The 14,123-nt window shown below is 66.9% G+C and carries 10 protein-coding genes and 2 pseudogenes; 5 read left to right on the forward strand and 7 right to left on the reverse strand.

The features are described from left to right. The first annotated feature begins 80 nt into the window (after window positions 1–80). Window positions 81–1,211, forward strand: coding sequence for an FAD-dependent monooxygenase (locus ABZ725_RS29005; protein WP_358805479.1), 1,131 nt, complete (start codon window positions 81–83; stop codon window positions 1,209–1,211). 377 nt (window positions 1,212–1,588) lie between these two features. Here ABZ725_RS29005 and ABZ725_RS29010 read toward each other — a convergent pair whose 3' ends face one another. From ABZ725_RS29010 to ABZ725_RS29025, 4 genes are all read right to left on the reverse strand, one after another. Beyond that, window positions 1,589–2,509 carry an NADP-dependent oxidoreductase gene (locus ABZ725_RS29010; protein WP_358805480.1) on the reverse strand — a complete coding sequence of 307 codons (921 nt, stop codon included), beginning with the start codon at window positions 2,507–2,509 and terminating at the stop codon, window positions 1,589–1,591. A 206-nt stretch (window positions 2,510–2,715) separates the two neighbouring features. Further along, a complete protein-coding gene (locus ABZ725_RS29015) occupies window positions 2,716–3,594 on the reverse strand; it encodes a methyltransferase domain-containing protein (RefSeq protein WP_358805481.1) in 879 nt (292 codons plus the stop codon). A gap of 584 nt (window positions 3,595–4,178) precedes the next feature. Further along, window positions 4,179–4,613: a group II intron maturase-specific domain-containing protein gene (locus tag ABZ725_RS29020; RefSeq protein ID WP_358805482.1), complete on the reverse strand. Its 435-nt coding sequence runs from the start codon at window positions 4,611–4,613 to the stop codon at window positions 4,179–4,181. After that, a complete protein-coding gene (locus tag ABZ725_RS29025; protein WP_358805483.1) occupies window positions 4,610–4,876 on the reverse strand; it encodes a hypothetical protein in 267 nt (88 codons plus the stop codon). The genes ABZ725_RS29020 and ABZ725_RS29025 overlap by 4 nt, the downstream gene beginning before the upstream one ends. Here ABZ725_RS29025 and ABZ725_RS29030 point away from each other — a divergent pair. After that, a complete protein-coding gene (locus tag ABZ725_RS29030; RefSeq protein WP_358805484.1) occupies window positions 4,875–5,192 on the forward strand; it encodes a hypothetical protein in 318 nt (105 codons plus the stop codon). The two genes, ABZ725_RS29025 and ABZ725_RS29030, sit on opposite strands and share 2 nt — an antisense overlap. Before the next feature lie 283 nt (window positions 5,193–5,475). Here ABZ725_RS29030 and ABZ725_RS29035 read toward each other — a convergent pair. Next, a pseudogene (locus ABZ725_RS29035) lies at window positions 5,476–5,619 on the reverse strand (ISAs1 family transposase); the annotation flags it as partial. Window positions 5,620–5,961: 342 nt separating this feature from the next. On the opposite strand from ABZ725_RS29035, the gene ABZ725_RS29040 reads away from it, so the two are divergent. Next, on the forward strand, window positions 5,962–7,248 hold the full coding sequence (locus ABZ725_RS29040) for an MFS transporter (RefSeq protein WP_358805485.1): 1,287 nt from the start codon (window positions 5,962–5,964) through the stop codon (window positions 7,246–7,248). Window positions 7,249–7,992: 744 nt separating this feature from the next. Here the strand turns inward: ABZ725_RS29040 and ABZ725_RS29045 are convergent. After that, window positions 7,993–8,319, reverse strand: a pseudogene (locus tag ABZ725_RS29045) (transposase family protein); the annotation flags it as partial. A gap of 185 nt (window positions 8,320–8,504) precedes the next feature. Between ABZ725_RS29045 and ABZ725_RS29050 the strand changes: the two are divergent. Beyond that, window positions 8,505–8,993: an N-acetyltransferase gene (locus ABZ725_RS29050; RefSeq protein WP_358805636.1), complete on the forward strand. Its 489-nt coding sequence runs from the start codon at window positions 8,505–8,507 to the stop codon at window positions 8,991–8,993. A gap of 657 nt (window positions 8,994–9,650) precedes the next feature. Here the strand turns inward: ABZ725_RS29050 and ABZ725_RS29055 are convergent. Then, the gene (locus tag ABZ725_RS29055) at window positions 9,651–12,326 is read right to left on the reverse strand and encodes a LuxR C-terminal-related transcriptional regulator (protein ID WP_358805486.1); all 2,676 of its coding nucleotides are present in this window, start codon (window positions 12,324–12,326) and stop codon (window positions 9,651–9,653) included. Window positions 12,327–12,787: 461 nt separating this feature from the next. Here ABZ725_RS29055 and ABZ725_RS29060 point away from each other — a divergent pair, with 461 nt between their 5' ends. Continuing rightward, window positions 12,788–14,062, forward strand: a complete 1,275-nt coding sequence (locus tag ABZ725_RS29060) for an MFS transporter (RefSeq protein WP_358805637.1) — start codon at window positions 12,788–12,790, stop codon at window positions 14,060–14,062. Window positions 14,063–14,123: the final 61 nt, after the last annotated feature.

Genomic DNA, 14,123 nt, shown 5'->3' on the forward strand with positions numbered 1-14,123 from the left:
GCGGATCCAGGCACTCTGTCAACAGATGTAGGCCAACGATTGTTGGCAACCCTTCTGCATGCGAAACGGAAGACTCCGCCATGAACACCACCGCACTCCCCGCCCGCACCGAGGTCGCCATCGTCGGTGCGGGCCCCGCCGGCCTCGCGCTCGCCGTCACCCTCGCCGCCTCCGGCATCGACTTCGTCGTCCTGGACAAGCTGGCGGAGGGCGCGAACACCTCGCGTGCCGCCGTCGTGCACGCCCGCACCCTGGAGGTCCTGGACGAGCTGGGAGCCTCCGAGGAGCTGATCGCGCGCGGCATCCAGGTCACCCGGTTCGCCGTCCGCGACGGCGCCCGCCGACTGCTGACCGTGCCGTTCGACAAGCTGCCCACACCCCACCCGTACACGCTGATGGTTCCCCAGTACGAGACCGAGAGCGTGCTGCTGGACCGGCTGCGGGCGCTAGGCGGCGATGTGCACCGCCCGCACGAGGTCACTTCCGTCGTCCAGGACGAGGACGGCGTCACGCTCACCACGAGCACCGGACAGACACTGCGCGCCGGGTACGCCGTCGGCACCGACGGCATGCACAGCACCGTGCGCGAAGCGTCGGGCATCGGGTTCACAGGCAACGCCTACGCCGAGTCCTTCGTGCTCGCCGATGTCGTGATGGACTGGGCTCCGGGCCCCATCGAGGTGTCGCTCACCTTCGGTATCGCGGGTCTCACTGTCGTCGCCCCGCTCCCCAACAACCACTACCGGGTCGTCGCCACCGTGAACGCCGCTCCGGAAACCCCCGACCTCGCCTTCGTCCAGCAGCTGCTGGACGAACGCGCTCCCGGCCAGGCGAAGGTCACGGGCCTTGCCTGGTCCTCACGGTTCCGGGTGCACCACCGGGTCGCCGACCACTACCGGTCCGGTCGTGTGCTGCTGGCCGGAGACGCCGCGCATGTGCACAGCCCCGCCGGCGGTCAGGGGATGAACACCGGCATCCAGGACGGCTACGCCCTGGGCCGGGCGTTCGCCACCGGGCAGCTCGACGGCTATGAGGCCCGGCGCCGCCCCGTCGCCCAGCGGGTGGTCGCCTTCACCGACCGGATGACCCGTATCGCCACCACCCGCAACTCCTTCGCCCGTGGAGCCCGCAACATCGTCCTTCCCCTGCTCGGCCACACTGGCCTGCCCAAGAAGCTCGCCACCGAGCTCGCCGAGCTCAACTACCGGTAGAGACACCCGTAGCAGTCACTTCGTGCGACTCGCTCCGGCCCTCACAATTCGCCATCCTGTCCTCGCGTCCCTGGATCGGCCACGCTGTCGAATCCCTTGATTCCCGGCGTGCTGCGTGATGAGCCGAGTTCGTCCTCCTGCTCATCGGGCAGTCCCTGTCCGCGCCGGCCGACCGTGTGTTGTTCGTGGCCGCGCCCTTCGCCGTGCGCCCGGTGGGCGGCTCCGCCTCCGGCGCGGGCCTGGTGGCAGCTGCCGGGATGTTGCCCATGCTGTTCACCCGGCGGGCGGTCCAGGGGCTCATCGCTGCGCTGCCGAGGTTGCGCATCGGCCCTGGATCCGTCAGCGCTTCGGGCGTCTGGCGTGGCCACCGCCTTTCGTTACGGAACCAGAATGATCTTCCCGATCGTCCGTCCCTGCTCACCGAGCCGGTGTGCGTCAGCTGCCTCGCTGAGCGGAAAAACTGTGTCAACGTGGACGGTCAGTTGGCCGTTCTCGGCCAGGTCGGCCAGAATCTCCAGATCGGAACGGTCAGGTTTCACCAGCATGAATTCTGCCCGAAGGCCGTTCTGCGTGGCCCAGTGGACTGCTTCCACATCGGCGCCGTTCAATGCCACCACTTGTCCGCCGGCCACCAGTGTGCTGGCCAGCTCCCGCATTTGGCCGGCGACCGTGGCGAGGAGAATATCCACATCACTGACCTGCGAACCCACCTCAACGTTCTGATAGTCGATGACCTCGTCCGCTCCAAGTCCCCTGACGAAGTCGTGCTTTGCAGCCCTCGCTGTTCCGATGACGTAAGCACCACGACTCTTGGCGATCTGAACGGCAAGGTGTCCCACACCCCCGGCCGCGGCCGGAATGAGCACCCGCTGGCCAGCCTCGAGTCCGGCGGTGGCCACCAGGGCCTGCCAGCCGGTGAGACCGGCAAGTGACAGGCCGGCCGCCTGCACATGGCTCATCCCGGATGGCTTGAGGGTCAGATGTCGTGACGGGGCGGTCACATAGTCCGCGTAGGCTCCTGCCTCCGAGGGGAACCGAGGCATGCCGAACACCTCATCCCCGTGCTTGAAGCGGGTCGCCCCGGGTCCGACCCCCGTCACCACTCCTGAGACATCCCAGCCGACAGAGAAAGGCGGATCTCCCAGGCCTCCACCTTCGCGCACCTTCCAATCGACGGGATTGACCCCCGCCGCCTTGACCTCAACGAGAACTTCTGTTGGCCCAGGTACCGGAATTTCAGCCTCGACGGTTTCAAGGACTTCCGGACTTCCCAACCTGCTCTGGATTACCTTGCGCATTTATTGATTAATGCCAGATTATGGCATAGGTGGCATGAGTAAAGGCTACTCAACGAGGGGCACCTGGCTTTGTAGGCACTGCGGCCGGGCCATCCTCAGCCTGGAGAAGCACCGCTGAAGAAGCCCAATGATCATTCTGGGCGCTGCGTACAGCAAATGGATTTGGGTTGGTATCTCGTTACTTCTTCCCTGCAGGCACGGGGGGATCATGAGCCGTCGGCCGTTCGGGGGGCTATGGCCCGCAGGGAGTACATGATCGGCAGATGGGTGTCACTGAAGGGGAACCGGTACATGCCGTCGGGGCCTTGAGGCAGGATGTGGCGGCCGTCGGACTCGGTCTCCGTGTGCTCGCCGAGTCGCTCGACGAGCAGCCCTGCCGAGGCGGCAGCTGTCACGATCTCGCCGAGTGAATAGGGGTACTGGACCGTCTCCTGCGGCGCCATTTCGACGTTCGGATCGGCATAGGAGCCGCTCATGGCGACATGCTGGGGCTCGCCTCCGCCATAGGGCCAGTCTGCTACGAACGGCTCAAAGCTGAGCACGGTCTGGAAGGCGGGGTGGAGGTCGACGAGCACGAGCCGGCCCCCGGGGCGAAGCGCCCCCGCGGCGCCGCGCATCCAAGCGTCGAGGTCTGCGATCCAGGACAGAATCCCGTAGGTGGCGACGACGAGATCGAATCTGCGCGCAAGATTGTCGGGCAAGTGCTGGGCATCCGCCTCGATGAACTCTGCGGCCAGTCCGGCACGCTCAGCCAGGGCTCGGGCCCGGGCGATGGCTACGGGGGAGAAGTCCACCCCTGTGACCCGCGCGCCAAGACGGGCCCAGCTCAAGGTGTCCATGCCGAAGTGACAGTGCAAGTGAAGAAGATCCTTCCCCGCTACGTCACCGGCGAGCTCCCGCTCGATGCCACGCAGTCTCTGTCGACCTGCGAGGAAGTCCTCCACGTTGTAGGAGAGGTCGTTGGGACTCGTTCCGTGGATCTCGGCCAAGGTGTCCCACAGGGCCTGATTGGCGGCGAGCCCGTCGGCAGGATCGACGCTCTGCGCGCCGGTCGCCTCAGCGGCGAGGTTGTCGTTTGCAGCCATTCCATGCCTCCGGTTGACGGCCGAACTCATCTTCGACCTGATCGGCGGCAACACCATGCCGGTCGGGCGAGTGGACCAGCATGAGTACCGACTACTCGACTCAACCTCGCCGTTTCGCTCGGGCGGGGCCGGTTGTCGATGGAGAAGGCGGAAGCACCTTCCTGAACTGGGATGATGAACCTTGGCGAGGGGTTCTGTCGTCTTCAACAGAAGGCACTTTGCGCCTTCTGCGTACACGCTGTCGGTTCGCGTGCCGGGGCTGTGGTGTCGGCCGACGGATCGGGGATGGTCGGTCATGCGGGAGCGCGTCTGCCAGCGGATCTCGCCCATGTACTCAACCGCGCTGAGGCCTTTGCGTCCGCGTGGGACCCGGCCATGACCCGCGACACATTTCGGCGGATCTCGCGGTGATGCTCGCCGACGGGACGAGACCATCACGGATCTGGCCGTCAAGGAGTCAACGCCACCTGGCTGGAACTCTCCCTGTCCGCGATCGACCTCCTGGCCTGGACGCGCACCCTCTTGCTGGACAGGGAATCTTCTTTCCCCGGTAGGAGTAATGGACGATCTTTACTGCCCCGGGGTTAAAGAGAGTCACCTCGCTGGTGGCGGGCCACCATCCCGTCGCTGGTGTTCTTGCGCCGGATTTCCTTCCAGTTGGTTCGCCGGTGCTTGCGGCGAAGCCATCCAAATGCCTGCTTCCAGGTGTAGGCCCGCAGGTAGTTGAAGGTCGCCTTCGACGAACCGTGTTTGAAGTAGGCGGCCCAGCCCCGCAGCACCTGATTGAGCTGGTGCAGCAGGGCGTCGAGCGGCAGGTTCACGTCCTGCCGGCACAACGTCTTCACCTTGGCCATGATGGAGCGGAGCGCCTTCTTGGCCGGATAGAGGTAGACGAAGTGTTTGCTGGTGCCTCGCTTCCGGTGACGTTGGATGCGCCGGCCTGGAAAGTCGAGACCATCCTCGATATGGGTGATCAGCAGGGCTTCGGCGTAGTCGGATGACGTCCTTTTTGTGATCACGCGAGGTCGAAGAATGTGAGGGGGCGGCGGGGATCGCGGGCGTTGCTGGGGAGGGCGGCCGCGATGTTGGTGACGCCGGCGAGCTTCAGGGCTCCGATGGCGAGGTTACGCCAGGCGGACATGGCGCGCGGCGCGTTGCCGGTCCGCAACTGGGAGGCGTCCTCGGCGAAGGTGGTGTCGCGGACGTGGTGCAGGGCCTCGATGTGCCAGTGGTCCTTGATCAGTCTCGCCGGCTGGGCTGGAGTCGCCTGCTCGGCGGTCATGCTGGTGACCGCATACACCGTCTTCACCGTGGTCCTGCCGGACTTGCGGTCCGTACGGCGGCGCTTGATCTGGACGGCCTGGCGGGCTCCGGGGAAACAGCAGGTTGTTGACGGTGGCGACCTTGATCCGGCGGATCTCCGAGCGGCCGTGGCCGATGCCCTTGACTCGGCCCTGGAGCGGGATGTCCCGCCAGGGAAGAGATTTGATCTGCTTCTGAAGCTTCTTCTGGTTGTCCTTGACGATCACGATGTAGTGGGCCTTGCGGGCGAGGAGGTACTCGGCGTGCTCGCGCTGGGTGTGCAGGGTCGCTGGTGACTACGGCTCCGGCCAGCTCGGCGACGGAGTCCAGCAGAGGCTGGAAACAGGTGATCTCGTTGGTCTTCTCGCCGACGTCCAGCTGAGCGAGGACCAGGCCGGTGGTGTGCTCCAGGGCGGCGAGCAGATGGATCCTCCGGCCTCGGGCCTTGGCCGCGCCTCGCAAGCTCTTGCCGTCCACGGACAGCCCGCGCAGTCCGGTCGACTTGGGGCGGCGGTCGGTGAGCCAGCTGCCGATCGCCTGGTCCAGCGCGTCGCCGTCGATGCGGGCCGGCAGCCGCCGGACCGTGGCCTCCGACGGCAGGGTTCGCCGGGGCTGGAGTGGGTCGGAGCCGACGCCGAGCCGGTGGAGGACATGCGCGGGAGCCTCGGCGATCCACTCACCGACCGCCGGCAGCGAGGTAGCCCCTGCCAGCGCACGGCACAGGCGGTGAGCGCGAGTACGACGGCCAGCGTGTGGCGCACCCCGCGCAGGTCACGCGAGTCCGGCACCTGGCACAGCCGTTCCAGCAGGTCCAGGACTTCCTCCGATGCAACCTGGGGCTGATGGCGGAGCTGGTCAAGAGCAGGCGGGATCGGGGATGATGCGTCGGCAGGCATGGTCTTCCGCTGGGGTCATGGGGCGTGGAGAACTCCATGATCTTGGAAGCCCGTGCCTGTTTGCGTTCCAGAGGCCCGAGCCGGCGGATCGGCAACGAGCCAGACATCACACGCCTACGCCGAGACCCTGGCATGGACATGGTTTGCGGCTGATGCCACTATCGGGCGGATGCCTGATGACAACGGAAAACATCCCTCGATCTGGCATCATCGCGACTTCCTGCTGTTATGGGGTGGGCAGACGGTCAGCGAGATGGGGTCGCAAGTTACCGTCCTCGCCCTGCCGTTGGTCGCCGTCGTGCTGTTGGAGGCCTCCGCATTCCAGGTAGGCCTGTTGTCGGCTGCGGAGACGAGTGCGTATCTGCTGGTGGCACTGCCGGCCGGGGCCATAGTGGACCGGGTCCCCAAGCTCTGGCTGATGATCTGGTGCAACCTCGCGCTGTTCCTGGTGATCGGCTCGGTGCCGCTGGCGCAGGCGGTCGGGGCGCTGACGCTCGCCCAGCTCTACGCCGTCGCGCTGGTCTCCAGTGTCTTCTCCGTGTTCTTCTCGGTGGCCTACCAGAGTTATCTGCCGGTGCTGCTCGGCCGTAGCCAGCTCATGGACGGCAATGGCAAGGTCGCCGTCTCTGGGTCGGTCGCGCAAATTGCCGGGCCCAGTCTGGGCGCGGGGCTGGTGGCGCTGATCGGCGCCGCGGGGGCGATGGCCGCCGACGCCCTCTCCTTCGCGTTGTCGGCGGGCTCGCTGACGGCTATCCGTACCCGCGAGCGACGCCGGCCCTCGGCCGAAGCCGACCGGCGGCCCGGGCTGTGGGCGCAGATCCGTGAGGGGCTCGCCTATGTCACCCGCGACCCCATCCTGCGGAACTCGGTGGCCTTCAACGGCACAGCCAACTTCTTCGTCATCATGGTGGAGACCCTCGGCCCGGTGTTCCTGATCCGCACGCTGCATCTGCGTCCTGCCCTGGTTGGGCTGCTGCTGGCGCTGGGGGCCGTCGGCGGGGTGGCCGGCGGCGTGGCGGCACGGTACCTCGCCCGGAAGGTCGGCTCGGCGAGGATCAGTTGGATCTCGATGACCGTGCTGTCCCTGCCCGGCCTGCTGATCCCGCTGGCCGGGCACGGTTGGTGGGTGCTGCTGTTCGGCTTCGGCTGGATCTCGTGGACCTTCGCCTCCACCGTCGCGGGTGTCTCGCTGACCACTTACCGCCAGGCCGCCTGCCCGCCGGACATGCTCGGCCGGGTCAGTGCCGCCGCACGCTGGATCGCCTGGGGCACACTGCCGCTGGGCGGCGTGGTCGGCGGCGCGCTCGCCACCGCCCTCGGCGTCCGGACCACCTTGTGGATCGCCGTCGCCGGCGGCTGCTGCGCGGGACTGTGGCTGTTCTTCTCACCCTTGCGTGGCATGCGCGACATCCCTCTCGGAAAGCCCGAGCCCGCACCCGTCGGCGGAAAGCCGTAACGCCACCGCGACCTCGTCGGGCGGTCAGCTTCCCACGGGCCCGAGTTGGCGGATCGGCACGAACCAGACATCACACAACTACGCCGAGGCCCTGCCCGGCGCTCGCCCCAGTAAAGGGCCGACTCCAGTTCGTCGGTATTCACCGGCGAAATCCTCCTGGCATTCCAGTCTCCTCCCTGCTGACTTGCTGGTCCCCTTCGCCATGTGCGCGCCTCTCGCGCGCTCGGACCACTACGGGACCTCCGCCCCATCCCGCGGCCCTCGGCCGGCGACGGGCCTGCCCTGGACCAGGCTGGCTGCCTGGCCCGGAGGGCGACCGGGGATGGTTCCCACGTTCACTCGATGACCGGTCGACGAGGGAGGTGCCCAGCTCTTGCTCCGGCAGCATCGCCACGACCACGCCGCAGACCTTCATCGTGGCCTCCCCACCGACGGCACTACGCGGCTTCGGAGTTGACCACCAAAGTGGTCACGCACTGCATCCCGGCCCATATCCACCAGATTGGAGCCGGTTCGTCGCTTACGGAGCTTTGCCACTGGTTCCTCGCGTACACCTTCTCGTCTCGCTTGCCGGACCCGCACCGTCTGGCAGTGCCAGCCGTCCGGGCGTTGTCAGGGTGGCTTCCCACCCTCCCCGGCGTCCCCGGATCAGGCTGCCCTCAGCTTCAACCGGACTGCTGCGACAGCCCGATGGCGGAGTCCTTTCACCCCCGCCCGGTCATCAAGCGCCTCGTGGCGCACGATGCCGTCCACGATCAGCACGGTCTCCCTGCGGAACCGCTTGCGCTGCCGCAGTGCCAGTAACGGCCCGAGCTGACCGACGATTCGGTCCGCAGCCGACTTGGACACCCCGAACGGCGGAGCGAGTTGCCGCAGCGTCAGGTTCGTTCGCCAGTACGCGGTGTCCAGCAGGACCCGGTCCTGCAGCGGCAGGCTCCACGGCCGACCCTTGCGGACGGGGTCCGCACCTTCTCGCGGCAGCGCGGTGACCAGCTTGCCGAACTGCCGCGGGCTCAGCCCGGTGAACGGGGCCATCCAGGACGGCTCGGACGCCGTGATCACACCAGACACAGCGAGATCGTCTCGACTGCCGGCCATTCGCGGTGGCCTCTCGCGTCTGGCTTCGTGCGCTTTCCATAGCAGCGTTCGTCTGCTTGCTTGAGCAGCGGTGGCCCGTGAGCAAGGAGGGGGGCAGGGGAAACGGCTTTGCGCCCTGTGTGACCGGCGTGGATGCTGGCTCGCCGGAGGTACTGAAGATGATCAACGTTGTGTTGAAGCTGTCAGCCCGTGATTTGGTGCATGCGGACCTGGCGTCGTGCGGGTGGGCAGGGTCTGACCACCACCTGGCGAGCGTCGCCAAGCAGTTGGAACGTGCCCGGATCGGCGAGGTCGACTACCTCGCGGTCTGCCCTGCAACGGACATCCCTGTGGCGAAGGGCGGCGTCGACTACCAGGTCAAGGAAGGTGTCGGCACTTTGTGGCAGCTGGCAGTCCACCCCGCATTGCAGTCGTGTGGGATCGGCACGTTCCTTGTTGCAGCCGCGGAACTGCGGATCAGGAACCGCGGTCTGCGGCAGGCCGAACTCGGTGTGGAGGAGAGCAACCCTCGGGCACGTGCGCTATACGAAAGGCTGGGCTATGTCGCGTACGACCGTCAGCCGGACTCGTGGGACGAGCAAGCCCCTGATGGATCGTTGCGCCGCTACGAAACGATGTGCACGTTGATGCGGAAAGAACTCACATAGGCTCAGTCACCTTCGCGGGAGCTGTCATCGGACGCGTCGTCCCAGGTCAAGTAGTCATCGGATCCGGACGCCGTCCTCCAAGGCTGTCGGCCACGGCGGAGGCTTCTTCCTCAGACCCAGCCAAGCTGTGGTCACGGAGCGGGCTCATCCGCACCCAGTTCGCCCTGCCCGTGGATGTCGCGGGCACGTGCGTACTTGATGGAACGCAACCGGATCCTGTGGGACGGCTTGCCCGACGGCCAGGGCGTGCGGGACGTGGAGGACACCGATCGGCAATTTTCGACGTAGCCCGAGCGGTCACAAGATCGTCCAACACCGCCCTCGACGACTTTTTGCGGGACAAGCGTTAGGTCGGCGAGTGGTACAGCTGTTGTTGCGGATGGCCCGGCCCCTATCATTTCTGATTCCGAGCGTGCGTTGATCACGTACCGCGGCCTGGGCGGCCTGGACGGCACGCTACGTTTTGCGGGGTTCGCGCCTGAAGACGAAGAGACCGTGATGATTGGTCAGGCCGTCTCGCTGGCGAAGGCTGTGGATTTGCCGCCTGGTGTCGAGTTGCGCGAGGTCGCTTCTTGGTCGGACCTCTGTGCCGGTAGCGGCTTTCCACAGCGCGGGCGCCCCCACTTTGCCATGCGATGAGGAGCAGAACGGCCGTAGTCACATTCCGGGTGATTTCGGTCGGCGGGCCGCTTGGTATTCGAGGGCTTTGGCGAGGTCGGCTCGGTTGCGCACGCCGAGTTTGAGGAAAATGTGCTGGAGGTGATTGTCGACGGTGCGCACAGAAAGCGTGAGGTGCTGGGAAATCGCTTTGCTGGAGTTTCCCGCGGCGGCCATCAGGGCGATCTCTAGTTCGCGTTTGGTCAGGCGGCTGGAGGGGTTGCCGAGGGCGGACAGGAGCGGAGTTCGGGCGCCTTCGCACTCGGCTGCGAGGGCTGTGGCGCGAGCGGTGCCGGCGGTGGCCTTGCGTGGGTCGCCATGGCGTGTCCAGGCGCTGGCGGATGCGGCTGCCGCCTCGGCGGCGAGGATGGGCGAGCCCATCCGCTCGAGGTCATGTGAACAGTCCATCAGGCGGATGGGGTCGTTGTCGGCCAGGGCGGTTGCAAAGTGTGCCCGGGCGTGGGTGAGTGCTCCGTCGCAGTCGGAGGCGAGTTCGGTGAGGCGGTGCTGGACGCCCGGGGCGTCACCGAGGCGTGCGATGTCGGTGAGCAGGAGGACCTCGGACAGGGTGTGGCCGGTGCGACGAGCGTGGGCAGCCGCAGTGTTCAGGACGTCGCGGGCGCGGCTGAGGTTGCCTCGGGCCGCGTGCAGCCAGGCGGTGCCGAGAGTCTCCTCGCCGGCCATGAAGCCGCTCGGTGCGTACTGTTCAAGATCCGGGAGCAGAGACTCTGCCGTGTCCATGCCGCCGGTCAGTGCCGCGCAGGCGATCAAGCCCGATACGAAGTGCCTGGTGGTCCTGGTGTGCTGGTGCGTGCGTGCGAGGGCGGCGGCTTCCGCGTACCAGCGGCGGGCACTGGACGGGTGTCCGGCCAGCCACTCCGTTCGTGCGCTGTAGTAGGCGAGCCACTGGCGCGCGAGGGGGGAGGGTGAAGCCTGAAGCCTCTCGAAGGCGCTCAGACAGGCCTCGCGAGCCTCACTGATCAGACCGGTCTCCGAGAGCGCCAGTGCGAGGGGCGCCAGTTGGATCTCTGGATGGGGCAGCAGCGTTCCTTCGCCGATCGCCTGGTGCATGCTGTGCCCGTGCTCGGCCAGGGCCTTGGCCTGTGCCACGCGGCCGACAGTGGCCAGGCCCAAGGCTTTCGCGGTCACTGCCAGCAGCCAAATGTCAGGGCTGTCCTGAGGCGGGGCGCCGGGGAGGTCGTCGAGGAGCCGCAGTCCGGCCTCGGGCTGGCCGGAGGCGGCCCGCATGGCGCCTTCCATGAAACGCAGCTGTTGTTTTGCCGTCCGGGTTCGCAGCACTGCGCGGGCGTCAGCGACGACGGAGAGTGCCTGGTCGAGATGCGGGCTGGACCAGAACAGATTCATGCTGCGGATTGTTACCGCGGTGATCTTTTCCTGGTCGTTGCGAGCGTAGGCGTCAGCCTCGGCGAGGATGGCCTCAGCGCGTTCCAGATGGCCGGTGTACGTCAGCACTCGGCCCAGCAGGACCCGGGTTTCCAGAGTGCGCTGCTCCGGTTTGATCGCGGTGAGCAGCTCGATGACCTGTTCGTTGTCGTTGGCGTTCATCGCGATGGTGGCGGCGCGGGCGAGGAGGGCGGGGTCGGCGGTGCCGATGGCCGCCAGTCGCCAGGAGGCGCTGTGCAGGGCGTCGTCGCGGCGTTTGAGTCCGTGGGTTTCGAGCCGCTCGGCCAGGTTCAGGCCCAGGTCGTAGCGCTGGAGGGGGGAGATCCCGGCGGCGATGACCTCGCTGTACAGGGGGTGGGACAGCGCGACGGTGATCCTGCGTCCGTGTGCGGTTACCCGGATGATGCCCGAGCTTTCGACTTCGGCCAGGTGGACGCGGTCGACGATGGACGCGGCGTCGGTCACGGAGAGGGTGCCGCAGAGGGCGAGGGATTGCAGGAGGGGGAGTGCCGCGGGCGGTGCCGACGCGATTTTGGCGGTGATCAGGTCGTTGAGGTGAGGGGTGACGGCGAGCCACTGGTCGGGAATCTCCCAGACATCGCCGTTGAGGCTGAGGGTGCCTGATTCGACGGCTCCCAGGACGAGCTCTCTCAGGAACAGGACGTTTCCACCGCTTGCGGTGAACAGCGCGTGCAGGGTGCGGCTGCCGACGAGGCCGCCGAGGACGCGCTGGACGAGTGCTTCGACCTGGGCGCGGTCCATGTGGGACAGGTCGATGCGGCGGACGCGGTCCCCGTGTTGCAGTAGGGCCTCGACGGCGTCACCGACCGGTTCCCCGGTGCGGGCGGTGCCCACCAGGGCGATGGCTCGGGCGTTCAGGAGCTGGCCGAACAGGACGGCCGAGGAGCTGTCCAGAAGGTGCATGTCGTCGACGAACACCACGGTGGGTTTGCCCGGCGGTCCGGCCAGGGTCTGGGCGACGGCGCGGAAGCCGCTGACCGGGTCGGTCAGGTCGATGCCCGGGGGCAGTAGGTGGGCGATCGCACTGAGAGGCACCTGCGCGGCGGCCTTGCTGGCCACAGCCCTCGCGGTGCGTTGCCCGCCCACAGCGATGGCCAGTTCCAGGAACTCCTCGGCCAGACGGGTCTTCCCCACTCCGGCCGGCCCGCAGATCATCCAACCGTTGGTATGTCCGTCAGAAAGGTCCCGGACGAAGGAATCCAGGAGCGGTTGCCGCCCCACGAGCGGCCATCTGTCTGCCCAGCCCTGCATGCGACTGCTCCCTCAAGGGGCGACCGGTCAGCCAATGCTACCGAACTGCACAGCTGGTGATCGAGAGGCGGGGAGCTGCCCTGCGCCAGTCAACCCGGCATCGCCTATACGCACAGCGGACCTTCGCTGAGTAAAGGGAGCAATGGAATGCGGGCCGAATGCGGGTAGCGCAATGAGTGGTGAATACTCAAGCCTTCCCAGCATTCGATCTTTAAGCTGAGCACCTCGGGCCGTGACGAATACACGAGGCTCGGAATGAGTTCTACCCACACCCGCGGTTCATTGCGCCCAGTTGAGACAACGGCACCGGCGGTACGGCCGAGCGACAGTGTTCCCGGTATCGGTGAAGTCGAACCCGCACCATCGCTGACCACATCGTTTCCTTGGAGGGACGTAGCGTGTCCGTTACCGGTCCGACCAAGTCGGGTCTGAGACGTGCCGTCAAGGAGACCGTCTCGGGGATGCCCCCGGAGTTCTGGTGGCTGTGGACGAGCACTCTCGTCAACCGGCTCGGCTCGTTCGTCGCCACGTTCATGGCTCTCTATCTCACGATGGGCGAGGGCGGCTACTCGGCCTCGTACGCCGGCCTGGTCGTCGCGCTCCACGGCCTCGGCGGGGTCGTCTCCTCGCCCGTCGCCGGGGTGATGACCGACCGACTGGGACGTCGGCCCACGATGCTGATGGCGCAGTCCTCGGCCGCGGCCTCGGTGGCGCTCCTGGGCTTCATGGAGGATCCCCTGGCCATCGCGGGGGTGGCCTTTCTCGTCGGGATGACATCCAACGCGTCACGCCCGGCCGTCCAGGCGATGATTGCGGACATCGTGCGTCCGGAGGACCAGGTCCGAGCCTTCTCCCTCAACTACTGGGCAATCAACCTCGGCTTCGCGATCTCCTCGACCGCCGCGGGTTTCGTCGCCGAGCACAGCTATCTGGCCGGCTTCCTGGGCGAGGCCTTCATGACACTCGCATGTGCGGTGCTGGTCTTCCTGAAGCTGCCGGAATCGCGCCCCAAGCAGGTGAAGGCGACGGCGGAGACCTCGGCGGCTCCGAACATCGGCATGGCGACAGTGCTGCGCGACGGCCGTTTCATGAGCGGCGTCGGGCTGTCCTTCATCACCTCACTGATCTTCATGCAGGGCTATGTCGCGCTGCCGGTGGCCATGGGCGCGGACGGTTTCACCAGCTCCGACTACGGGCTGGCCATCGCAGTCAACGGTGTCCTGATCATCGTGTTGCAGATGCCGGTGACCCGCTTCATCCAACACCGCGACGCACGAGGGCTGTTGATCCTTTCGTCGCTGATCGCGGGGTACGGATTCGGGCTGACGGCCTTCGCGGAATCGATCGCCGTGTACGCCCTGACCATCTGCGTCTGGAGCCTGGCCGAGATCGTCAACGCGCCTACTCAGACGGGCTTGACAGCACGGCTCTCCCCGGTGCACGGCCGGGGCCGCTACCAGGGGATGAGCAGCATGTCGTGGTCGGCGTCGGCGCTGGTCGCCCCTCTGATGGGCGGCTTCGTGATGGACCACGTCGGCGCGGCGTGGCTATGGGGCGCGTGCGCGGGGCTGGGAACGGTGGCGGGGGTGGGCTACTGGCTGCTGATGCGGCGGCTGCCACAGGAGAAACCGGAAGCGGACGTGGCCTCCTCACCTCCGACGACGGTCCCTACGGAGCCGACTGCACCTGCGACGACGGTCCCTCCGGAGTCGGCTGCCGAGACGACCATGCCCTGAATCGACGAGCTCTTGCACGGTTGGCGGTGGCGCGTCGAGGATCCCGGCCCCGGCGCCCCGA

The sequence above is a fragment of the Streptomyces sp. NPDC006872 genome, from assembly GCF_040635845.1.
In the GTDB taxonomy this organism is placed as follows: Bacteria; Actinomycetota; Actinomycetes; order Streptomycetales; family Streptomycetaceae; genus Streptomyces.

Excerpts from the sequence above, each read along its gene's own strand:
- ABZ725_RS29040 (WP_358805485.1), top strand. The coding sequence starts at position 5,962 with ATGCCTGATGACAACGGAAAACATCCCTCGATCTGGCATCATCGCGAC.
- ABZ725_RS29005 (WP_358805479.1), top strand. The coding sequence starts at position 81 with ATGAACACCACCGCACTCCCCGCCCGCACCGAGGTCGCCATCGTCGGT.
- ABZ725_RS29055 (WP_358805486.1), bottom strand. The coding sequence starts at position 12,326 with ATGCAGGGCTGGGCAGACAGATGGCCGCTCGTGGGGCGGCAACCGCTC.
- ABZ725_RS29015 (WP_358805481.1), bottom strand. The coding sequence starts at position 3,594 with ATGGCTGCAAACGACAACCTCGCCGCTGAGGCGACCGGCGCGCAGAGC.
- ABZ725_RS29050 (WP_358805636.1), top strand. The coding sequence starts at position 8,505 with ATGATCAACGTTGTGTTGAAGCTGTCAGCCCGTGATTTGGTGCATGCG.
- ABZ725_RS29060 (WP_358805637.1), top strand. The coding sequence starts at position 12,788 with ATGCCCCCGGAGTTCTGGTGGCTGTGGACGAGCACTCTCGTCAACCGG.
- ABZ725_RS29025 (WP_358805483.1), bottom strand. The coding sequence starts at position 4,876 with ATGACCGCCGAGCAGGCGACTCCAGCCCAGCCGGCGAGACTGATCAAG.
- ABZ725_RS29010 (WP_358805480.1), bottom strand. The coding sequence starts at position 2,509 with ATGCGCAAGGTAATCCAGAGCAGGTTGGGAAGTCCGGAAGTCCTTGAA.
- ABZ725_RS29030 (WP_358805484.1), top strand. The coding sequence starts at position 4,875 with ATGCTGGTGACCGCATACACCGTCTTCACCGTGGTCCTGCCGGACTTG.